Annotated in this window: 20 protein-coding genes; 12 read left to right on the top strand and 8 right to left on the bottom strand. The window is 70.6% G+C overall.

From position 1 onward, the window contains the following. Positions 1–24 precede the first annotated feature (24 nt). Positions 25–741: a class I SAM-dependent methyltransferase gene (locus B5557_RS14350; protein WP_079659618.1), complete on the top strand. Its 717-nt coding sequence runs from the start codon at positions 25–27 to the stop codon at positions 739–741. 12 nt (positions 742–753) lie between these two features. Here B5557_RS14350 and rfbA read toward each other — a convergent pair whose 3' ends face one another. Continuing rightward, positions 754–1,629, bottom strand: a complete 876-nt coding sequence (gene rfbA / locus B5557_RS14345; protein ID WP_079659617.1) for a glucose-1-phosphate thymidylyltransferase RfbA — start codon at positions 1,627–1,629, stop codon at positions 754–756. Positions 1,630–1,830: 201 nt separating this feature from the next. On the opposite strand from rfbA, the gene B5557_RS14340 reads away from it, so the two are divergent. After that, positions 1,831–2,940 (top strand): DegT/DnrJ/EryC1/StrS family aminotransferase, encoded by a 1,110-nt coding sequence (locus B5557_RS14340; RefSeq protein WP_079659616.1) that lies wholly within the window; start codon positions 1,831–1,833, stop codon positions 2,938–2,940. A gap of 98 nt (positions 2,941–3,038) precedes the next feature. Here the strand turns inward: B5557_RS14340 and B5557_RS14335 are convergent, their stop codons facing one another. The 6 genes from B5557_RS14335 to B5557_RS14310 form a co-directional block, all read right to left on the bottom strand. Continuing rightward, positions 3,039–4,391 (bottom strand): NDP-hexose 2,3-dehydratase family protein, encoded by a 1,353-nt coding sequence (locus B5557_RS14335; protein ID WP_079659615.1) that lies wholly within the window; start codon positions 4,389–4,391, stop codon positions 3,039–3,041. A 48-nt stretch (positions 4,392–4,439) separates the two neighbouring features. Beyond that, on the bottom strand, positions 4,440–5,411 hold the full coding sequence (locus B5557_RS14330) for an NAD-dependent epimerase/dehydratase family protein (protein WP_231976350.1): 972 nt from the start codon (positions 5,409–5,411) through the stop codon (positions 4,440–4,442). Further along, complete coding sequence (locus tag B5557_RS14325) at positions 5,375–5,992, bottom strand: dTDP-4-dehydrorhamnose 3,5-epimerase family protein (RefSeq protein ID WP_079659613.1); 618 nt, start codon at positions 5,990–5,992, stop codon at positions 5,375–5,377. Before B5557_RS14325 ends, B5557_RS14330 begins: the two co-directional genes overlap by 37 nt. Next, complete coding sequence (locus B5557_RS14320; RefSeq protein ID WP_079659612.1) at positions 5,993–7,315, bottom strand: activator-dependent family glycosyltransferase; 1,323 nt, start codon at positions 7,313–7,315, stop codon at positions 5,993–5,995. An 84-nt stretch (positions 7,316–7,399) separates the two neighbouring features. After that, on the bottom strand, positions 7,400–8,752 hold the full coding sequence (locus tag B5557_RS14315) for an SRPBCC family protein (RefSeq protein WP_079659610.1): 1,353 nt from the start codon (positions 8,750–8,752) through the stop codon (positions 7,400–7,402). 47 nt (positions 8,753–8,799) lie between these two features. Beyond that, positions 8,800–9,585 carry an SDR family NAD(P)-dependent oxidoreductase gene (locus B5557_RS14310; RefSeq protein ID WP_079659609.1) on the bottom strand — a complete coding sequence of 262 codons (786 nt, stop codon included), beginning with the start codon at positions 9,583–9,585 and terminating at the stop codon, positions 8,800–8,802. Positions 9,586–9,821: 236 nt separating this feature from the next. On the opposite strand from B5557_RS14310, the gene B5557_RS14305 reads away from it, so the two are divergent. From B5557_RS14305 to B5557_RS14280, 6 genes are all read left to right on the top strand, one after another. Next, positions 9,822–10,205, top strand: a complete 384-nt coding sequence (locus B5557_RS14305) for an antibiotic biosynthesis monooxygenase family protein (RefSeq protein WP_079659607.1) — start codon at positions 9,822–9,824, stop codon at positions 10,203–10,205. Beyond that, a complete protein-coding gene (locus tag B5557_RS14300; protein WP_079659606.1) occupies positions 10,202–11,473 on the top strand; it encodes a beta-ketoacyl-[acyl-carrier-protein] synthase family protein in 1,272 nt (423 codons plus the stop codon). Before B5557_RS14305 ends, B5557_RS14300 begins: the two co-directional genes overlap by 4 nt. Then, positions 11,470–12,693 carry a ketosynthase chain-length factor gene (locus B5557_RS14295; RefSeq protein ID WP_079659604.1) on the top strand — a complete coding sequence of 408 codons (1,224 nt, stop codon included), beginning with the start codon at positions 11,470–11,472 and terminating at the stop codon, positions 12,691–12,693. The genes B5557_RS14300 and B5557_RS14295 overlap by 4 nt, the downstream gene beginning before the upstream one ends. Positions 12,694–12,808: 115 nt before the next feature. Next, entirely contained in the window at positions 12,809–13,087 is a 279-nt protein-coding gene (locus B5557_RS14290) for an acyl carrier protein (RefSeq protein WP_079659602.1), read from the top strand. Beyond that, entirely contained in the window at positions 13,084–14,190 is a 1,107-nt protein-coding gene (locus tag B5557_RS14285; RefSeq protein ID WP_079659601.1) for a ketoacyl-ACP synthase III family protein, read from the top strand. Before B5557_RS14290 ends, B5557_RS14285 begins: the two co-directional genes overlap by 4 nt. Next, a complete protein-coding gene (locus B5557_RS14280; protein WP_079659599.1) occupies positions 14,187–15,227 on the top strand; it encodes an acyltransferase domain-containing protein in 1,041 nt (346 codons plus the stop codon). Before B5557_RS14285 ends, B5557_RS14280 begins: the two co-directional genes overlap by 4 nt. A 163-nt stretch (positions 15,228–15,390) precedes the next feature. Here B5557_RS14280 and B5557_RS14275 read toward each other — a convergent pair whose 3' ends face one another. Next, the gene (locus B5557_RS14275; protein WP_079659598.1) at positions 15,391–16,251 is read right to left on the bottom strand and encodes a class I SAM-dependent methyltransferase; all 861 of its coding nucleotides are present in this window, start codon (positions 16,249–16,251) and stop codon (positions 15,391–15,393) included. A 202-nt stretch (positions 16,252–16,453) separates the two neighbouring features. Between B5557_RS14275 and B5557_RS14270 the strand changes: the two genes are divergently transcribed. The 4 genes from B5557_RS14270 to B5557_RS14255 all read left to right on the top strand — a co-directional run bounded on the left by B5557_RS14270 (position 16,454) and on the right by B5557_RS14255 (position 20,101). Beyond that, on the top strand, positions 16,454–16,888 hold the full coding sequence (locus tag B5557_RS14270) for an ester cyclase (RefSeq protein WP_099935957.1): 435 nt from the start codon (positions 16,454–16,456) through the stop codon (positions 16,886–16,888). A gap of 39 nt (positions 16,889–16,927) precedes the next feature. Next, positions 16,928–17,770, top strand: a complete 843-nt coding sequence (locus B5557_RS14265; protein ID WP_079659596.1) for an AfsR/SARP family transcriptional regulator — start codon at positions 16,928–16,930, stop codon at positions 17,768–17,770. A 123-nt stretch (positions 17,771–17,893) separates the two neighbouring features. Beyond that, the gene (locus B5557_RS14260; RefSeq protein ID WP_079659595.1) at positions 17,894–18,394 is read left to right on the top strand and encodes a nitroreductase family deazaflavin-dependent oxidoreductase; all 501 of its coding nucleotides are present in this window, start codon (positions 17,894–17,896) and stop codon (positions 18,392–18,394) included. 78 nt (positions 18,395–18,472) lie between these two features. Further along, the gene (locus B5557_RS14255) at positions 18,473–20,101 is read left to right on the top strand and encodes an FAD-binding oxidoreductase (protein WP_107472714.1); all 1,629 of its coding nucleotides are present in this window, start codon (positions 18,473–18,475) and stop codon (positions 20,099–20,101) included. The last annotated feature ends 56 nt before the right edge of the window (positions 20,102–20,157 follow it).

Genomic DNA, 20,157 nt, shown 5'->3' with positions numbered 1-20,157 from the left:
GGGCGACAACGGGAGGAGAGACACATGTACGGCCGGGAACTCGCGGACGTGTACGAGGCCATCTACCGGAGCCGGGGCAAGGACTGGGGGGAGGAGGCGGCGGACGTCTCCCGGCTCATCGCCGAACGCCGCCCGGGAGCCGACTCACTGCTCGACGTCGCCTGTGGCACGGGCGCCCATCTCAGCGTGTTCAGCACGCTGTTCGAGGTCGCCGAGGGGCTGGAGATCGCGGAGCCGATGCGCCGGCTCGCCGAGCAGCGGCTGCCCGGCACCACGGTGCACGCGGGCGACATGCGCGACTTCTCCCTCGGTCGCACCTACGCGGCGGTGAGCTGCATGTTCTGCGCCATCGGCTATCTGGAGACCGTGGCCGACATGCGGGCCGCCATCAGGTCGATGGCCGGCCATCTGGAGCCCGGCGGCGTCCTGGTCGTCGAACCCTGGTGGTTCCCCGAGAACTTCATCGAGGGCTATGTCGCGGGTGACCTGGCCCGTGAGGAGCACCGCACCATCGCGCGGATCTCGCACACCACCCGCAAGGGCCGGGCCACCCGCATGGAGGTCCGCTTCACCGTGGGGGACGCCGCCGGTATCCAGCAGTTCACCGAGATCGACGTACTGACCCTGTTCACCAAGGAGGAGTACGTCTCTGCGTTCACCGACGCGGGCTGCTCCGTGGAGTTCCTGGAGGACGGCCCCACCGGTCGTGGCCTTTTCGTCGGTGTACGCGAATCAGGCTGAGAGACGGGAGCGTCAGGACGACATTTCGCGGGCCACCGACATCACGTAGCGGCCGTAACCCGACTGCGACATTTTCTCGCCGAGCCGGTAGCAGCTGTCCGCGTCGATGAATCCCATGCGCAGTGCGACCTCCTCGACGCAGGCGATACGCACGCCCTGCCGTTCTTCGAGCGTCCGCACATACTGGGCGGCCTGGAGCAGGGATTCCGGAGTCCCGGCGTCCAGCCAGGCGAAACCGCGGCCGAGGTCGACCAAGCGGGCTCGGCCGCGCGCCAGGTAATTCCGGTTGACGTCGGTGATCTCCAGTTCTCCGCGCGCCGAGGGGCGGAGGTTCTTGGCGATGTCCAGTACTTCGTTGTCGTACAGGTAGAGCCCGGTGATGGCGAGGTCGGAGCGCGGTCGGATCGGCTTCTCCTCCAGGGAGATGAGGCGTCCCGACGCGTCGGTCTCGCCCACTCCGTAGCGCTCGGGGTCCTCCACGGGATAACCGAACAGCACACAGCCCTGTACGTCCCGGACGTTGCTCTGGAGCATGTCGTAGAAGTGGTAGCCATGGAAGATGTTGTCTCCCAGGACCAGGGCCACGTCGTCGTCGCCCACGTGGTCGGCGCCGATGATGAAGGCCTCGGCCAGCCCGGCCGGCCGGTTCTGCACCGCGTAGTCGATCCGGACGCCGAGCTGGGAGCCGTCGCCCAGGAGCCTGCGGAACTGATCCAGGTCGTGCTCGGTGCAGATGAGCAGGATCTCCTTGATGTCCGCGAGCATCAGCACCGAAAGCGGATAGTAGATCATCGGTTTGTCGCCGACCGGGAGAAGCTGTTTCGAAACGGAGACGGTTATTGGATGGAGCCTTGTTCCCGAACCGCCGGCGAGAATAATCCCTTTCATGGGTATGCCCCTGTCCTCGATTTCTGTTCATGCTAACGACCGGATTCACTCGACAGCAACAAGAAGAGCCCTTGGTCCAGGGAAATTCGAGTGGGAATAGAGGAAAATCAAGGGTTGTGGACCGAACCGGCAATGTGATGTGCTGCGGGGGGATGGTGACGCCCTGCGGCATGGCATCAGCAATGGGAGGGAAACGAATTAATGACGACTCTCGTATGGGACTACCGGCAGGAATACGAGAACGAACGCGCCGATATTCTGGACGCCGTCGAGACGGTCTTCAGCTCGGGCCAGCTCGTCCTCGGTGACAGTGTTCGCGGCTTCGAGCAGGAGTTCGCCGGATATCACGGCGTGGGGCACTGCGTCGGCGTCGACAACGGCACCAACGCGATCAAGCTGGCCCTCCAGGCGCTCGGCATCGGCCCCGGCGACGAGGTCGTCACCGTGTCCAACACCGCGGCCCCCACCGTGGTCGCGATCGACTCGGTGGGCGCCACCCCGGTGTTCGTCGACATCCACCCGGACAGCTACCTCATGGACACCGAGCAGGTGGCGTCCGTCCTCACCCCGCGGACCCGGTGTCTGCTCCCCGTCCACCTCTACGGGCAGTGCGTCGACCTGGCGCCGCTGGAGCGGCTCGCCGCCGAGCACGACCTGTTCCTCGTCGAGGACTGCGCACAGGCCCACGGCGCCCGCCGCGACGGCCGGCTCGCCGGCACCACGGGCGACGCCGCCGCCTTCTCCTTCTACCCGACGAAGGTGCTCGGCGCGTACGGCGACGGCGGCGCCGTGCTGACCTCCCGGGACGACGCCCACCGCGCGCTGCGCCGACTGCGCTACTACGGCATGGAGGAGCGCTACTACGTCGTCGGCACCCCCGGCCACAACGCCCGGCTCGACGAGGTGCAGGCCGAGATCCTGCGGCGCAAGCTGCGCCGACTCGACACCTACGTCCAGGGGCGGCAGGCCGTCGCCCGCCGCTACGAGGAGGGGCTCGGCGACACCGACCTGGTGCTGCCGCACACCGTCCCCGGCAACGAGCACGTGTACTACGTCTACACGGTGCGCCACCCCCGGCGCGACGACATCATCAAGGCCCTCAAGACGTACGACATCGAGCTCAACATCAGCTATCCCTGGCCGGTGCACACGATGTCCGGGTTTGCCCACCTCGGCCGGCCCACGGGCTCGCTGCCCGTCACCGAGGAACTGGCGGGTCAGATCTTCTCGCTGCCCATGTACCCGGCCCTCGCGCCGGACGTCCAGGACAAGGTGATCAGCGCGGTGCGTGACGTGCTGGACAGCCTCTGAGCCCGTGCGGCCCCGGCCCGGCACACACCGCCCCACACCGAAGGCCCGGCGGAGGGATCCCGCCGGGCCTTCTCGGTGCGCGCGTCCCGCGCCGGCGGTCAGCCGGCCAAGCGGGACGCCTCCAGGCCGCGCAGACACGCCACCAGGCTCCGGGCCTGCACGTTGAGGTAGTGGCTGTGCCGGAGCAACTGCGTCAGCTGGTCCATGGTCAGCCAGCGGTAGTCGGGGTGGCCGGGGTCCTCGGGGACGTCGCTGTCCACGATCAGATACCGGTTGCGGGCATGGAAGAAACGGCCGCCCTCCTCGGAGAGCACGGCCTCGAAGCGGATGCGGTCGGGCCCGGCGGCCAGCACCTCGTCGAGATGACGGGGCCGGGCGGTGGGCGGCAGCCAGTTGTAGCTCGCCGGGACGCACTGCACGGTCGGCGCCAGCTCCACGACGTCGTGGTAGCCCGGCTCGGTGCGGGCGTGCACCAGCACGTGCGGCACCCCGTTGATCTCCCGTGACAGGAAGGCGATGACGCCGGTGCCGCGCGGCTCGATCATCGGCTGGCGCCAGGTGCCGACCTCACGCCCCGCGGCCGTCACGGACACCCCGATCACGTCGAAGAAGCCGCCGCTCTCGTGCGAGTAACCCATCTCGCTGTGCCGCCACTCGTCGAGCGCGTTGAGGGCGATCCGCTCGGTGCGCACGTTGGCCAGCGAGCGGGCGCCGGTGATCCAGCTCAGCACGTCGGTCATCCGGTGCAGCGCGCCGTCCGGCCAGGAGGCGTGCGGCAGACACGCCAGCACGGTCCTCGCGTCCATGTTGACGATGTCGTCGCGCGACAGCAGCCGGTACAACTGCCCCAGGGTGAACCAGCGGAAGCCTTCGAGGACCTCCACCTCGGTGGTCGTCTCCACCACCATGTTGCGGTTGCGCTTGCGGTAGAACCAGGCGCCCTGCTCCGACTGCCGGACGTCCGTGATCACCCGGTGCCGTGACGTGTCCCGGAAGTAGTCCAGATACGGCACGGGCTTGCCCTTGTGGACGCCGGTGTAGTTGCTGCGGGTCGCCTGGACGGTGGGGGAGAGCTGCAGACCGCCGGGGTTGCCCGGCTCCGCCTTGGCCTGCATCAGGAAGTGCGGCACCCCGTCGAACTCCTTGATCAGGATGCCCAGGATGCCGACCTCGGGCTGGTCGATGATGGGCTGGTCCCACCACGGCACCGCGTTGCCCGGATCGTGCACCCGCAGACCGTGGACCGTGAAGAACTTGCCGCTGCGATGCCACAGATCACCGGTCACCGGTGTCTGGTACCACTGGTCGAGGGCCGCCAGCGGTATCCGCTCGGCCGTCGTGTAGATCTGCTCCCCGTACTCGGCGAACCAGTCGTCGAATCCGGCGAGATCGGTCAGCGGGCTCTCCACGGCCGCGGCCGACCTGGCGATACGGGCCGTCACATCGGCCATCTGAACTCCTCGTCATCGATGGGGGCGTACGCGGCCGTTCGGGGTGGTTCAGTCGGCGGGCGTCTCCCACGTCGCCCGCATCGCCTCGGCGAGCGGGATCCGCGGCTTCCAGCCGAGCAGTTCGCCCGCCAGCCGGATGTCCGCCAGGGTCCAGCCGCCGCCCTTGCTGGCGATCGGCCCGTCCTCCACCCGCAGCGCCTCCGGAGGCAGCCCCGAGGCGGCGACCAGCAGATCCACCAGCTCACGCATGGCGGAGGCCTCCCCACGGCCGATGTTGACGACCTGTCCGGTGGCCGGCGACGCCACGGCGAGGACCACGGCCTCGGCGAGGTCGCGCACATCGACGAAGTCCCGCCGCGCGTCCGCGACCCGCAGCGTCACCGGGGCGCTCGCGTCCGCGCCCCGCAGTCTGTCGACGACCGCCCCGAGGAAACTGGCCCGGGTGGTGCGGGGCCCGCACACGTTCACCGCGCGCAGCACCAGCCCGTCCACCCGGCCGGCCCGGGTGGAGTCGAGCACCAGCTCGGAGCCGGCCAGCTTGGTCCTGGCGTACATCGTGGTCGGCCGGGGCTCGAGGTCCTCGCCGATGGAGAGGGGCTCGGACACCGGCCCGTACTCGTGGATGGAGCCCACATGGACCAGCCGCGGCCGCTCTTCCATCTGCGTCAGGGCCCGCAACAGCCGGTCGACCAGGGTGATGTGCGCGTACTGCATCTCCTCCTCGGTCGTGCCCCAGCCGCCCGTCACATTGACCACCGCGCGCACCCGGTGCCGGGTGAACAGCCGCGCGAGCTCGGCGGGCGGGACCGCCGCCACGTCCAGGCCGGCGAAGACGTGGTCGGCGACCGCGGGCCCGCCGCGCCGGGCGACCGCGAGCACCTGGTGCCCCTCGCGCGCCAGCGCGGCGCTCACACAGCGGCCGACACAGCCGGTGGCCCCGAGCACCGCGATCCGGGACCCCGCGGCCGCCGGCCGCCCCCCGCTCAGGGCCGCCACAGTGCGGCCTCGATCCGACGGCACTTGTCGTACTCCGGCAGGCCGCCCTCCGCCTGCACCTGCGCGAGCAGCGGCGCGGCCGTGTCCCGTGCGGACAGCAAAGGCTCCACGTCCTGCGGGATCGGCAGGCCGAGCGCGGGGTCGAGCGGGGAGAGGGACAGCTCGTGCTGTGCCTCGTAACTCCCGGAGAGCATGTACGACATCACCGTGTCGTCCTCCAGGGCGATGAAGGCGTGCCCGACACCGACCGGGAAGTACATGGCGCTGAAGCCTTCCGGGTCGAGCACGGAGGAGTCCCAGCGGCCGAAGGTGGGCGAGCCGACCCGGATGTCCACCACGATGTCGATGGCGCGGCCCCGGGCGCAGTACACGTACTTGGCCACGCCCGGCGGGGTCACGGTGTAGTGGATGCCCCGGACGGTGCCGCGCCGCGACTTGCTGTGGTTGCTCTGCGCGACGGGGAAGAGCGGATGCCCCAGGGCCTCCACGAACGCCGGCTCCTGGTAGGGCGAGGTGAACAGGCCGCGGTCGTCCTCGAAGACGGGCGGGGTGAAGGCGTACGCGCCACTGACGGCGAGTTCGCGGAACGTCACGGCGGAGGCCATCTACCGCTCCCCTCGGACGGCGCTGCGGGAATCGCGGGCCCCGCGGTGTTCCGCGGCGAGCTTCTCCAGCAGCGGAACGATGTCGTTGGGGCTCGGCGTCCCCACCATCTCCCGGCGGATCCGCGCGCAGTTCTCCGCGAACGACGGCTCCTCCAGCAGACGCAGCACGTGCTCGCGCAGGTCCTGGGCGGTGTAGTGGTCGACGTCGTGCAGGTACAGTCCCGCGCCGAACTTCTCCAGCTGCTTCGCCTTGTGGATGGTGTCCCAGACCATGTCGGGCACGATCAGCTGCGGGACCCCGTGCGCCAGCGCGGTCTGGAAGGTGCCGGAGCCACCGTGGTGTATGACCGCGGAGCAGGTCGGCAGAAGCGCGTTGAGCGGCACGAAGTCGACGGCCCTGACGTTGTCCGGCAGTTCCAGCCCGGCGAGCTGCTTGGCGTTGAGCGTGGCGACCACCTCGACGTCGAGCTCCGCCAGCGCCCCGACCAGTTCACCGATCGAGGCACGGTCGCCGTCCAGCACCTCACGGTGGGCCACACCCAGCGTCAGACAGACCCGGCGCTTCTTCGGCGGCTCGTGCAGCCACTGAGGTATGACGGCCTGCCCGTTGTAGGGGATGTAGCGCAGCGGGACGAACGGCTGCTTCACCGGGAAGCGCATCGACGGAGGCACCGGGTCGATGGTCCACTGACCGACCGCGACCTCCTCCTCGAACTCCGCGCCGTAGCGGCCCAGCGTCCAGGTCAGCCACTCGCGCAGCGGATCGTCCCGCTGCTCCGGCAGCCGCTCCGCCTGGAGGTCGAGGAAGGTCTCGCGCATCCGCCCCAGCAGATCGAGCCCGAACAGCAGCCGGGCGTGGGCGGCGCCGGTGACCTGCGCGGCCACCGGGCCCGCGAAGGACAGGGTGTCCCAGATGACCAGGTCGGGCTGCCACTCGCGGCTGAACGCGACCAGGTCGTCGATCATGCGCTCCGGGCAGGAGTTCTGGAAGGCCATCGCCGTCATCGAGGTGAACACCCCGAGGACGTGGTCCCAGGTCAGCATCTCGGGACGGGTCTCGGTCATGTCCATCCCGGCTTCCGCCTGGCTCTCCATGATCTCGGCGTCGTCGCCCAGGCCCTCGTTGACCCGCTGCATCTGCTCCTCCAGGAGCAGCGGCTCACCGACGCAGACGGCCGTCAGTCCGGTACGGGTGATGTCCTCCGCCAGATCCGGCTGGCTGGCGATACGGACCTCGTGGCCGGCGGTCTGGAGAGCCCAGGCGAGCGGAACCTGGGCATGCATATGGGACTTCGCGGCGAACGTGGTGAACAGGACCTTCATCGATCTCCCTTTTCGCGAGTGGTGGCGCCGGCTCCAGGAGGCCGGCGAGCCCCCTGGAGCCGGCACTGTCCGGGGCGGCGGGCTTCACTGCCCGTCGTGGCCGACGTATCGGTGGCTCACCAGCCAGCCGTCTTGGTCGGCGACGAGGACGTCCTGGCACGACGTGCTCAGCCGGATCACGGGAGCGGCGCCCTTCGCGGTCGAGACGACCAGGGCGTCGTAGCCCGTGCGCACCGAACCGTCCGGGAACCGCCAGGCCGCCGGCAGGCCCAGCCAGTGCCGGCGCACCGTGCCGGGAGGCGCCGCCGGCCGCTCACGCACGGCCGCGGCGATCGCCGCCCGGCCGCGCACCGGCTCGGTGAACGAGCTCTGGTCGAAGGCCCCGTCCTCGGTGAAGGTGTCCGCCCAGGCATCCCCGTCGCCCTCGTCGAGGAGCCGCATCTGCCGTGCGTAGAACTGCTGAATGGAGGCGTACTCGGCGGGCTGCACCGGCTCGGTACGGGCCCGCCGCTCCGCGTACTCCTTGGCGTGCCGCATGGTGATCGTGCTGTTGCCGCCGAGCGCGTCCCGCAGGAAGGCGCGGGCGTCGGCAGTGGTCGCGGAGGAGCCGAGGACCTTGGTGATGGCCGCGGCGTTGACGACCACCGTGTGCCGGGAGACGGCCACACAGCCGGACGGGGTCTCCCGTACCGTCCACTCCCCGGTGTGCACGGACATCAGGGCCGGTGTCTGCAACTGCTTGTACGTGATCCGCCCGTCCGGCAGGCAGATCCGCACCGAGGCCGTGGTGTGCGTCGAACCGTCGGGAGTGCGGGTGTCCATCTCCAGGTGCTGGACGTCGGGCGTGTCCTCCTTCAGCAGCACCCGGGCGACGTGCGGCAGCCGCTCCTGCCACAGCCCCGCGTCACGCAGGAAGTCCCGCACCTCCTGGGCCGGGGCGTCGATGCGCACCTCGTCCTCGAAGGTGCAGGGCGCGTCGTCGGTGCCGATGCGCAGTGCGGCGGACTCCAGCGCGGCCAGCTCGGCCCCGCTGTTGCGCTCGATCGCCTCCAGGATCCAGCTGACGTTGCGCTCCAGGTCGTCGACGGCCCGGAAGTCGTGCAGCAGCCGTACCCGGCTGCCGCCGTCGGGCAGCGCCTCGACGATCCACTCCCCGCCCATCGCGGCGACCGGATCCTGGGAGACCTCCTGGCGGAACCGGATCCGCAGCCCCTCGCGGTCCAGGGTGCGCCGCGAGGTCCAGGACTTGACCTCGCCGTTGGCGGTGGCCCAGATGCGCAGCCGTTCCTCGTCGCCCGACCGCTCCAGATACTCCACGTGCAGGCTTGGCGGAAAGACGTGCGGCCAGTCCTCCGCCCGCTCCACCAGGCCGAAGACGGTCTCCGGGGCGGCGGCCACCGTGATCGTGTGTTCGGTCGTGTGCACCTCGTGCGCCATGCTGATCCCCTCTGTCTGCCCGCGGCCGCGCACGGCCGGGCCCGCTGTCAGTAGTTGCCGAGTCCGCCGCAGACGTTCATCGCCTGGGCGGTGATCGACGCGGCCGTCGAGGAGAGCAGATAGCCGACGAGCCCGGCGACCTCGTCAGGCGTGGAGTAACGGCCGAGGGGGATCTTCGCCTCGAACCTCTCCAGCACCTCGTCCTCGGTGATGTCCCAGGCGCCGGCGTATCCCTGGCGCACCCGCTCGGCCATCGGTGTCTCGACGTAGCCCGGGCAGACGGCGTTGACGGTGATGCCCGTCTTCGCCAGCTCCAGGCCCAGGGCCTTGGTGAAGCCGACGACGCCGTGCTTGGACGCCGAGTACGGCGCTCCCAGCGCCACGCCCTGCTTGCCGCCCGTCGAGGCGATGTTGACGATCCGTCCGGCACCGCGCTCCAGCATGCCGCCGGTCGTCAGCACCTCACGGGTCATCCGGAAGACGCTGTTGAGGTTGGTCTCGATCACGTCGAGCCACAGCTCGTCGGGGATCTGCGCGGTATGGCCGCCGCCGCTGCGGCCGGCGTTGTTCACCAGCGCGTCGACGGGACCGAACCGGTCCCTGGCCTCCTGGACGAAGGCGCGCACCTGCTCCGTGTCGCGTACGTCGCAGACGGCACCGTCGACGTCGTGACCGGCCTCGCGCAACTCCTTGACGGTGAGGGCGACACGGTCGCCGTCGCGGGCACAGATGAAGACCCGCGCACCACCTTCGGCCAGACTGCGGGCCACGGCGAGACCGATCCCGCTGGTGGCACCGGTGACGATGGCGACGCGTTCTGCTGCTGGCGACATGAAGGCTCCTCAGCGGTCCCTGCGGTGGGGTGTCGGACGACTGCGAGGGTGTCAGCGGCCGCTCGAAATGCGCTCGACCCCTGGCCCGGCCCGGGCTCCAGTGGCCTTCCACCCGCCTGCGAGACCAGACACGCAGCTTGGAACGACACGAACGACCGCACGATGTCAAGCGACGCCGGGTCACACGAACGGGTCAAAAAGAGACCGGACAACACCGGGCAACGAGGAGGCCATTGATGACGGATCACGAGCCAGATGCCAGCGAGACCGGTGCCGTGACCTTCGTGAACACCTTCACCGTGCACGTCGAACCCGAGGTGTTCGAGAAGGAGTTCGCGCGGACGTCCGAGTTCATGGCACGGCAGCCGGGCTTCGTCCGGCACACGCTCTCCCAGCACACCGAGCGGCCCGGCCAGTACGTCAACGTCGCCGAGTGGCAGGACGTCGCCTCGTTCCGCGCGGCCGTCTCACACGCCGACTTCAAGCCCCACGCCGGTGCGCTGCGCGCCCTGAGCGAGAGCCGGCCGGAACTGTACCGGGCCCGGCTGCACCGCGACGGCGACTCGGCGCTCCAGGGCCCGGGGCTCGACGAGACGGCCGATGCGACGGAGGAGATATGACGGCCCGCCGGGTGGTCGTCACCGGACTGGGAGTGATCGCCCCGGGCGGCATCGGCACGAAGGCGTTCTGGGAACGCATCGTCTCCGGTGTCTCCGCCACCAGGACCATCACGGCCTTCGACCCGGCGCCGTTCCGCTCCCGGATGGCCGCCGAGTGCGACTTCGACGGGACCCGCTTCGGACTGTCGGCCCGCGACACCGCCCGGCTGGACCGCGCCACCCAGTTCGCCCTGGTCGCCGCCCGCGAGGCGCTGGCCGACAGCGGCATCGACATCGACCACGGCAACGCGCACCGCACCGGCGTCAGCCTCGGCTCCGCCGTGGGATGCACCCAGAAGCTGGAGGAGGAGTACGTCGCGCGCAGCGACGCAGGGCAGCAGTGGCTCGTCGACCACGCTGCGGGCAGCCCGTACCTCTACGACTACTTCGTGCCGAGCTCGATGGCGGCGGAAGTGGCCTGGGAGGCCGGCGCGGAGGGTCCCGTCGCGCTCATCTCGGCGGGCTGCACCTCCGGCCTCGACTCCCTGGGCCACGCCGTCGAACTCATCAGGGAAGGCAGCGCCGACATCATGATCGCCGGGGGCAGCGACGCTCCCATCGCGCCGATCACCGTGGCCTGCTTCGACGCCATCAAGGCGACCTCGCCGCGCAACGACACCCCGGACCACGCCTCGCGGCCCTTCGACAGGACCCGCAGCGGCTTCGTACTGGGCGAGGGCGCCGCCGTCCTCGTCCTCGAGGAGCGGGAGGCCGCGCTGCGGCGCGGGGCGGACGTCTACGCCGAGATCGCCGGCTTCGCCGCGCGCGCCAACGCCCACCACATGACCGGACTGCGCCCCGACGGACTGGAGATGGCCGCCGCCATCACCGGCGCGCTCGACGACGCCCGGATCGAGCGCGAGTCCGTCGGCTACGTCAACGCGCACGGCACGGCCACCCGGCAGAACGACATCCACGAGACGGCCGCGATCAAGCACAGCCTGGGCGAGCACGCCCACCGGGTCCCGGTCAGCTCCATCAAGGCGGTCATCGGCCACTCGCTCGGCGCCGTCGGCTCCATCGAGGCCGCGGCCTCCGCCCTGGTGATCCGGCACGGCGTGGTGCCCCCCACGGCGGGACTGCACGAGCCGGACCCTCAACTCGACCTCGACTACGTGCCGTTGACCGCGCGCGACCAGCGCACCGACACCGTACTGACGGTGGGCAGCGGCTTCGGTGGCTTTCAGAGCGCGATGGTGCTCACCGCCACGGAAGGGAGGCGCCCATGACCACCACGGCCGTCGTCACCGGAGTCGGCGTGCTCGCGCCCAACGGGATCGGAGCGGAGGAGTACTGGTCGGCGACCCTGCGCGGCGAGAGCGGCATCGGCCGCATCAGCCGCTTCGACGCCTCCTCCTATCCCTCCCGGCTGGCCGGCGAGGTCACCGGGTTCTCGGTGCGTGACCACATCCCCAGCCGTCTCGTCCCCCAGACCGACCGCACCACGCAGTTCGCCCTGGCGGGCTCCGACTGGGCGCTCGCCGACTCCGGGCTGACCGCCGACAGCCTGCCCGCGGCCGAGCGCGGGGTGGTCACCGCCAGCGCCTCCGGCGGGTTCGAGTTCGGCCAGCGCGAACTGGGCCACCTGTGGGGCAAGGACCCGAAGCACGTCAGCGCGTACATGTCCTTCGCCTGGTTCTACGCGGTCAACTCGGGCCAGGTCTCCATCCGGCACGATCTGCGCGGCCCCACCGGAGTCGTCGTCACCGACCAGGCGGGCGGCCTCGACGCGATCGCGCAGGCCCGGCGCCGGATCCGCAAGGGCACCCCGCTCATGCTGACGGGCGGCATGGACGCCTCGCTGTGTCCGTACGGGCTCGCCGCGCAGATCTCCGCCGGGATCCTCAGCGAGAACGAGGACCCGACCCGCGCCTACCTGCCCTTCGACGCCGCCGCCGACGGCCATGTGCCGGGCGAGGGCGGGGCGATGGTGACCCTGGAGGACGCGGAGCGGGCCCGGGAACGCGGGGCCCGCAGCTACGGGGAGATCAGCGGGTACGCCGCCACCTTCGACCCGCGCCCCGGCTCGGGCCGGCTCTCCAACCTGGAGCGCGCCGTGCGCGGCGCGCTGGCCGACGCCGGCCTGCGTCCCGGGGACATCGCCTTCGTCCTCGCCGACGGCGCCGGTGAACCGGAATCCGACCGCGTCGAGGCACAGGCCCTGACCGCCGTCTTCGGGCCCGAAGGCGTGCCGGTCACCGTCCCCAAGACCATGACGGGACGCCTCTACTCGGGCGCCGCACCGCTCGACCTCGTCACGGCCCTGTTCGCCCTGCGGGACGGCGTCGTCCCGCCGACGGTCCACGTCGACCGACCGGCGACGGGCTACGACATCGACCTCGTGACCGGCTCCCCCCGACCCGTCGGCGGAGACGCCGCGCTCGTACTGGCCCGGGGACGCGGGGGATTCAACAGCGCCATGGTCGTACGCCGCCCGTCGGCGGCCTGAGACCCAGCCGCCCACCACCCGTCCGATCCACCCAACCCAACCCATCCGCTCCGCCCGGCCGCGCCGCACGCGGCCGGCCCCACCGCGGCCCACGGGGCCGCACCTTGGAGACGTCATGTCCGCTTTCACCATGGACGACCTGTTCCAGATCATGCGTGAGTGCGCAGGCGAGGAGGAGACCGTCGAGCTGTCGAGCGCCGCCGCGGAGCAGGAGTTCTCCCTGCTCGGCTACGACTCGCTGGCCCTCATGGAGGCGATCAGCAGGGTGGAGCGCGGCTTCGGGGTCGAGCTGCCCGAGGACACGCTCGGCGAGGCGCTGACCCCGGCGGCGTTCGTCGACGCCGTCAACGCCGCACTCGCCGAGCGGACGCCCGCGGTGGAGGCCGCCGGATGACCGAGGCGGGCCTCGGCGCGAGCGGCGCTCCCCTCGTTCAGGCCCCGGCGCCGGACCTGCGGATCGCGGGGTGCGCGGCCTGGCTGCCGCCCCGCACACCCGTCGCGGACGCCGTCGCGGCCGGGCAGTGCGACGAGGCTCTGGCCAAGACGACCGGCATGGTGTCGGTGGCCGTGGCGCAGGACGAGCCGGCGCCGGAGATGGCGGCTCGCGCCGCCCGGACCGCCCTCGGGCGCGCCGGCTTCGACGACGTGTCGCTGATCCTGCACGCCAGCTTCTTCTACCAGGGGCACGACCTGTGGGCGCCCGCCTCGTACATCCAGCGCACCGCCGTCGGCAACCAGTGCCCCGCGATCGAGGTCGGGCAGGTCTCCAACGGCGGTATGGCCGCGCTCGGCCTCGCGGTCGATCATCTGCGGGCCGGCCCGACGGCCGGCGAGACGGACCGGCGGGTACTGGTGACGACCGGTGACGCCTTCCGCCCGCCCGGCTTCGACCGCTGGCGCAGCGACTCGGGAACCTTCTACGGGGACGGGGGCACCGCCCTCGTGCTGTCCTCGCGGGAGGGCTTCGCCCGGATCCGGGGCCTGGCCACCGTCTCCGCACCGGAGTTGGAGGGAATGCACCGCGGTGACGACCCCTTCGGCAGTGCCCCGTTCAGTCACCGGCCGGTCGTCGACCTGGACGCGTGCAAGAAGGATTTCCTGGCCACCCGTCGGGTGACCCAGGTGATCGCGGCGAGCGGAGCCGCACAGGACGCCGCCGTGGAGCAGGCCCTCGCCGCGGCCGGGGTCACGCTCGCCGACGTCGACCGCTTCGTCCTTCCGCACCTGGGCCGCAAGCGGCTGCGGGCAGGGCATCTCGCCCGCTTCGGGATCGCGGAGGAGCGCACGACCTGGGAGTGGAGCCGCGGCATCGGGCACCTCGGCGCCGGTGACCAGATCGCCGGCTTCGACCACCTCGTCGGCTCGGGCAGCCTGGGCGCCGGGGACCTGGTCGTGTGGATGAGCGTGGGCGCGGGGTTCACCTACTCCTGCGCCGTCGTCGAAATGCTGGAACGGCCCGACTGGGCGGGCACGACACCTACGGGAGACGTCGGATGACCGCTGCACAGCCTCTGCCCGTCGCCCTGCTGCTGCCGGGCCAGGGCTCCCAGCACCCGCGGATGGCCGCGGGACTCTACGGACACGAGCCGGTGTTCACCGCGGCGATGGACGAGTTCTTCGACGCGGCGGGCCCCGAGGGCGGTCCGCTGCGCGAGGACTGGCTGGCCGAACGGCCCGCCACGGACATGGACCACGTCACCCGCTCGCAGCCGCTGCTCTTCGCCGTCGACCACGCGCTGGGCCGGCTGGTGCTGAGCTGGGGGGTGCGCCCGGCGGCCCTGCTGGGACACAGCATCGGGGAGTTGGCCTCGGTGACGCTGGCCGGGGTGTTCGGCCTGCGGGACGCGACCGGCCTGGTGCTTGACCGGGTACGACGGCTGGCCGACGCCCCGCCGGGCGGCATGCTCGCGGTCGCCGCGTCCACGGCGGAGGTGACGCCGTATCTGAGCGGAGACGTCGTGGTCGGCGCGGTCAACGCCCCGCGCCAGACCGTGCTGGCCGGCCCCGACGGCCCGCTGGACAAGGTCGACCGTACGCTGCGGGAGGCGGGGTTCGTCTGCCGCCGGGTGCCGTCGCTCAGTGCCTTCCACAGTCCGGTGCTCGAACCCGCCTGCCGGGGCGCGGCCGAACGCTTCGCCGCGGTGGACAAGAGCACACCGTCCCTGCCGGTCCACTCCGCCTACACCGCCGGACCGTTGACGGAGTCCGCCATCGACGATCCCTCCTTCTGGGCGCTGCAGCCGGTGGCGCCCGTGCTCTTCTGGCCCGCGCTGGAAGGGCTGTTGGCGACCGGCGACCACCTGCTGCTGGAGGTGGGGCCGGGGCAGGGCCTGTCCCAGGTGGCCCGCCGTCACCCGGCCGTCCGGCGGGGGACCAGTGCGGTGGTGTCACTGCTCCCGGCCCGGCCGGGCCCACCGGAGGCGGACCGGTCCGCGCTGGACGCCGCAGTGGCCCGAATGGAGGCGGCGGGCCACCCGATCGCCCGCACAGCCGCGGCCCACGACCACCCGCACCCCCGCACCACAACCGCCTGACCGCACCCGACCGACGCCGCGCCCCCGCCCTGTTCACGGGGGGCGCGGCGTCGGTCGGGTGCGGAGTGACGAGGTACGGGCCGGCGCAGACTGCCGGTTCCGCACGGCCGCCATACGGAACCGGCCGCCATACAGAACCGGCCGCCATACGGAACCGGTCGCCCTAGTCGCGCACGGTCGCCGTGACGTAGCGCACGGGGGTGTCGATCGTGAGCGGCCCGTCGCCGTCCCGCATCGCGTCGAGCGAGGTGATCAGCCGCTCCCGCAGCTGCCGGCGTTTGTCGTCCGAGAGGTGGTTCCACAGCAGGCGCATGCCCTGCGTGTGGGACCAGTCCACCCACGCCAGACCCGACTCGGCCACCAGGTGGACGGGCTCGTCGACGACCGACACCTCCTGGAAGCCGGCCTTCTCCAGGGTGCGGGTGAGGTCGGCCGGGTCCGCGAGCCAGCTGTTGAAGCGCTGCTGGAGACGCTCGGGCTGCCACTGCGGCGGCAGGTCGAGCAGCAGCTCGCGCGGGATGAGCTCGGTGAACACCGGAGGCAGGAAGGGGAAGGTGTCGTCGCTGAACACCGGGCTGGTGAAGGCGAGCCGCCCGCCGGGCGAGAGCAGCGGCGCGTAACGGGCGAGGGCCGCGGGCGCGTCGGGCAGGAAGATGACGCTGTAGCTGCCCAGGACCACGTCGAAGGAGCGCGGTTCGAAATCGGGGTGCTCCCCGTCCATCACCCGCAGATCCACCGTGGTGGTGTTCCGCAGCGCCGCTTCCTTCGCGGCCTCCTCGATCATCGCCTCGGCAACGTCGATGCCCACCACACTGCCGTTCGGCCCCACGCGTTCAGCGGCCGGGAAGACACAGGCCCCCCGGCCGCAGCCGACGTCGAGGACCCGCTCGCCCTCCCCGGGGGCCGCCCGTTCCACCAGCCGCCGGCCCATCGGAGTGAAGAACTCCACGCCGAGCCGGTCGTAGGACGCCGCGGCGCTGTTGAAGGCGGCCGCCACCTCGGATTTGTACGTGGACGTGTCCACTGACCCTCCCGCTCTCTCGGTGGATTCACCACCTTTCCCGCCCTGTCTCGGGCACGGATGGAGGGGTCTTGGAGCGCCACTGGACTGTGGCTGGATAAAAAGCAAAGAACTCTGTGGGACGCCTGTCGGCCCTTGTTCCCGACGGTGTCGTCTCCTAAGAATTGATTCCGTCACGTACCGCACCGATTCAGGAGGAGAAAACGTGAGCGAGCAGATAGCGAGCGTTCGGCGCCTGGTGGAGGCGTACAACACCGGGAAAACGGACGATGTGGCCGACTACATCCATCCGGAATACATGAATCCGGGAACTCTGGAATTCACGTCTCTGCGCGGCCCGGAGCTTTTCGCGATCAATGTCGCATGGGTCAAGAAGACGTTCTCGGAGGAGGCCCGCCTGGAAGAGGTGGGCATCGAGGAGAACGGCGACTGGGTGCGCGCCCGGCTGGTGCTCTACGGGCGGCACGTCGGTGAGATGGTCGGCATGGCGCCCACCGGGCGGCTCTTCTCCGGCGAGCAGATCCATCTCTTCCACTTCGTCGACGGAAAGATCCACCACCACCGCGACTGGCCCGACTACCAGGGCACCTACCGCCAGCTCGGTGAGCCGTGGCCGGAGAAGGAGCACCGCCGTCCGTGACGGCGGGTTCCTCGACGCCGGGAAAGCAGGGGGAGCTCGATGGAGTTCGGAGTGCTGGGGCCGTTGTACGTGCGGGTGAACGGGGAGACGACCGCTCCGAGCGCCCCGAAGCTGCGCAACGTGCTGGCGATGCTGCTCGTCCACACGGGACACGTGGTGCCCGTGCCTTCGCTGGTGCGGGATCTGTGGGACGACGATCCACCCGTCAGCGGTCTGACCACGCTGCAGACGTACATCCTGAATCTGCGCAAGATGTTCTCCGCGATCACCGGACTGACCACGGACGAGGTGGCCCGCGACGTCCTGGTGACCCGGGCGGGCGGTTATCTGCTGACCGCCGAGGCGGGAGCGCTCGACCTCCACCGCTACCGGCGCCTGGTGACCTCCGGCCGTGAGGCCCTGGTGCGCGGCGACGACGCGGCCGGGGTGCGGGACCTGAACGAGGCGCTCCTGCTGTGGCGGGGCCCCGCCCTGGTCGACGTACCGGCCGGGCGGGTGCTGGAGAGCAGGCGCCGGCAACTGGAGGAGTCCCGGCTCGCCGCCTTCGAGTACCTGGTCGACGTGGAGCTGCGGCTCGGCCTGTACCGCGAGGTGCTGGCCGAGCTGGCGGCCCTCACGGTGGAGAACCCGCTGCACGAGGGCCTGCACGGCCAGTACATGTGGGCTCTTCATCTCAGCGGGCGCAGGGCCCAGGCGCTGCAGGTCTTCCACCGGCTGCGCGGTGCGCTGGTCGCGGGGCTAGGCCTGGAGCCGGGGCCTCAGGTGCAGCGACTGCACCAGGCGGTGTTGAACGCGGACACCGACTTCGAGCCCCGATTCGCCGTGGGCCGGACCCCGGTCGCCATGCCCGCCACCGCCTTCGGCGGGGGACGTCCCTACTGACGTCCCTACTGACGTCGCTGCTGACGTCCCAGCTGACGTACCGGTATTCAAATTTGATTGCGCCGCCGGGCCCGGCGTGACTAGGGTGCATCTAGACAAATTTGATTAGTTCGGGGAGGGGTCATGCCGGAGGAGCACCTGCCGGAGCAGGGTCCGGAGCAGCCGGAACAGCTGGAGCAGCCGGAACAGCAGGACGAGACGCCCATCGACAACCCGACGGGCTGGGTCGCGGCGCACATCCGTCGCTACGACCGCAGCGGCGGCAAGGAAGGGCAGAAGTGGTACGGGCTCGACACCCTGCTCCTCACCACTCGCGGCCGCAAATCGGGCAAGCTGCGTCGCACCGCGGTGATCTACGGCCGTGACGGCGAGAACGTCATCGTGGTCGGCTCGAACGCCGGGAAGCCGGAGCATCCGCTCTGGTATCTCAATCTGGTCGCCTCGCCCGAGGCTCATGTCCAGATCGGCGAGGAACATCTCGACGTGCGTGCCCGCACGGCGAACGCCGATGAGAAGCCGGATCTCTGGAAGCTCATGACGGGGATTTTCCCGCAGTACAAGAGTTACCAGAAGAAAACCACCAGGGATATTCCCGTGGTGATCCTGGAGCCCGTCAAGCCGTAACCGCCGACGGCCCGTGACGTCCGGCTCCGGTCGAATGTTCAGAGAAAATTCATGGTAGGAAAAGGGAAGGTGTTTGTGTTGAACAAATTCACGCGCCGCGGATTCCTCGGCAGCGCGGCAGCGGTCGGCGGGGCCACTGTGGTGACCACAGCCCTCCCGGGGGTCCAGACCGCCGAGGCGGCCGTCCCGGAAGCGGCGGCAGGCGGTGCGTGCGGCGCCCCGACCGGACTCGTCCAGGTGGACCGGACCGACCGGCGCTACCAGGACCTGGTCAGCAGGGGCTTCAACGGGCGGTTCCGCGGCAAGCCCGACACCGTGTACGTCGTGCACACCGCGGATCAGGTCGTCGACGCGGTGAACCGGGCCCTGGACGCGGGCCAGCGGATCGCCGTGCGCAGCGGCGGCCACTGCTTCGAGGGCTTCGTCGACGACCCCGCCGTCCGGGCCGTCATCGACATGTCCGAGATGAGACAGGTCTGCTACGACCCCGCCAAGCGGGCGTTCGCCGTGGAGCCCGGCGCCACGCTCGGGGAGACGTACCGCACCCTGTACCTCGACTGGGGTGTGACCATCCCGGCCGGCGTCTGCCCCCAGGTGGGTGTCGGCGGCCATGTCCTCGGCGGCGGCTACGGCCCGCTCTCCCGCCGCGACGGAGTGGTGGCCGACCACCTGTACGCGGTCGAGGTCGTCGTCGTCGACGCCTCGGGCCGGGCCCGCAAGGTCGTGGCCACCAGCGCCGCGAACGACCCCAACCGTGAGCTGTGGTGGGCCCACACCGGGGGAGGGGGAGGCAATTTCGGGATCGTCACCCGGTACTGGTTCCGCACGCCCGGCGCCACCGGCAACGATCCGTCCGCACTGCTGCCCAAGGCCCCCAAGTCCACCCTGCGGCACATCGTGACCTGGGAATGGTCCGCCCTCACCGAGAAGGCGTTCACCCGGATCATCGACAACCACGGGGTCTGGCACCAGCGCAACAGCGCCGCCGACACCCCGTACGCCAGTCTGCACAGCGTCTTCTACCTCAACAGCCGGGCGGCCGGACAGATCCTGTTGGACATCCAGATCGACGGCGGACTCGACGGCGCCGAAGGACTGTTGAACGACTTCGTGGCCGCGATCAACGAGGGCACGGGTGTGCAGCCCACCGTCCAGCGGAGCACGGAGCCGTGGCTGCGCGCCACACTGGCCAACAAGTTCGACACCGGCGGCTTCGACCGGACCAAGTCCAAGGGCGCGTATCTGCGCAAGCCGTGGACCGCCGCCCAGTCCGCCACCCTCTACCGCTACCTGAGCGCCGACTCCCAGGTGTGGGGCGAGGTCTCGCTCTACTCCTACGGCGCGAAGGTCAACTCCGTGCCGGAGACGGCCACCGCCACCGCCCAGCGCGACTCCATCATCAAGGTGTGGATGTCCGCGACCTGGATGGATCCCACGCAGGACGACGCCAACCTCGCCTGGATCCGGGAGATCTACCGCGACGTCTTCGCCACCACCGGCGGCGTCCCGGTGCCCGGCGACCGCACCGAGGGCACCTTCATCAACTACCCCGACATCGATCTGACCGACCCGCAGTGGAACACCTCGGGAGTGCCCTGGCACACCCTCTACTACAAGGGGAACTACCCGCGCCTGCAGCAGGTCAAGGCCCGCTGGGACCCCAAGAACGTCTTCCGGCACGCGCTGTCCGTACGACTGCCCGACTGACGACGACGACGAAGGTGCGGTGACCGCTCGAAGCGGCCACCGCACCTTCTGCGTGC

Source organism: Streptomyces sp. 3214.6 (assembly GCF_900129855.1).
Taxonomy (GTDB): domain Bacteria; phylum Actinomycetota; class Actinomycetes; order Streptomycetales; family Streptomycetaceae; genus Streptomyces; species Streptomyces soliscabiei.
This window is presented reverse-complemented; position numbering and strand designations above follow the sequence as displayed.

Excerpts from the sequence above, each read along its gene's own strand:
- B5557_RS14350 (WP_079659618.1), top strand. The coding sequence starts at position 25 with ATGTACGGCCGGGAACTCGCGGACGTGTACGAGGCCATCTACCGGAGC.
- rfbA (WP_079659617.1), bottom strand. The coding sequence starts at position 1,629 with ATGAAAGGGATTATTCTCGCCGGCGGTTCGGGAACAAGGCTCCATCCA.
- B5557_RS14340 (WP_079659616.1), top strand. The coding sequence starts at position 1,831 with ATGACGACTCTCGTATGGGACTACCGGCAGGAATACGAGAACGAACGC.
- B5557_RS14335 (WP_079659615.1), bottom strand. The coding sequence starts at position 4,391 with ATGGCCGATGTGACGGCCCGTATCGCCAGGTCGGCCGCGGCCGTGGAG.
- B5557_RS14325 (WP_079659613.1), bottom strand. The coding sequence starts at position 5,992 with ATGGCCTCCGCCGTGACGTTCCGCGAACTCGCCGTCAGTGGCGCGTAC.
- B5557_RS14320 (WP_079659612.1), bottom strand. The coding sequence starts at position 7,315 with ATGAAGGTCCTGTTCACCACGTTCGCCGCGAAGTCCCATATGCATGCC.
- B5557_RS14315 (WP_079659610.1), bottom strand. The coding sequence starts at position 8,752 with ATGGCGCACGAGGTGCACACGACCGAACACACGATCACGGTGGCCGCC.
- B5557_RS14310 (WP_079659609.1), bottom strand. The coding sequence starts at position 9,585 with ATGTCGCCAGCAGCAGAACGCGTCGCCATCGTCACCGGTGCCACCAGC.
- B5557_RS14305 (WP_079659607.1), top strand. The coding sequence starts at position 9,822 with ATGACGGATCACGAGCCAGATGCCAGCGAGACCGGTGCCGTGACCTTC.
- B5557_RS14300 (WP_079659606.1), top strand. The coding sequence starts at position 10,202 with ATGACGGCCCGCCGGGTGGTCGTCACCGGACTGGGAGTGATCGCCCCG.
- B5557_RS14295 (WP_079659604.1), top strand. The coding sequence starts at position 11,470 with ATGACCACCACGGCCGTCGTCACCGGAGTCGGCGTGCTCGCGCCCAAC.
- B5557_RS14290 (WP_079659602.1), top strand. The coding sequence starts at position 12,809 with ATGTCCGCTTTCACCATGGACGACCTGTTCCAGATCATGCGTGAGTGC.
- B5557_RS14285 (WP_079659601.1), top strand. The coding sequence starts at position 13,084 with ATGACCGAGGCGGGCCTCGGCGCGAGCGGCGCTCCCCTCGTTCAGGCC.
- B5557_RS14280 (WP_079659599.1), top strand. The coding sequence starts at position 14,187 with ATGACCGCTGCACAGCCTCTGCCCGTCGCCCTGCTGCTGCCGGGCCAG.
- B5557_RS14265 (WP_079659596.1), top strand. The coding sequence starts at position 16,928 with ATGGAGTTCGGAGTGCTGGGGCCGTTGTACGTGCGGGTGAACGGGGAG.
- B5557_RS14260 (WP_079659595.1), top strand. The coding sequence starts at position 17,894 with ATGCCGGAGGAGCACCTGCCGGAGCAGGGTCCGGAGCAGCCGGAACAG.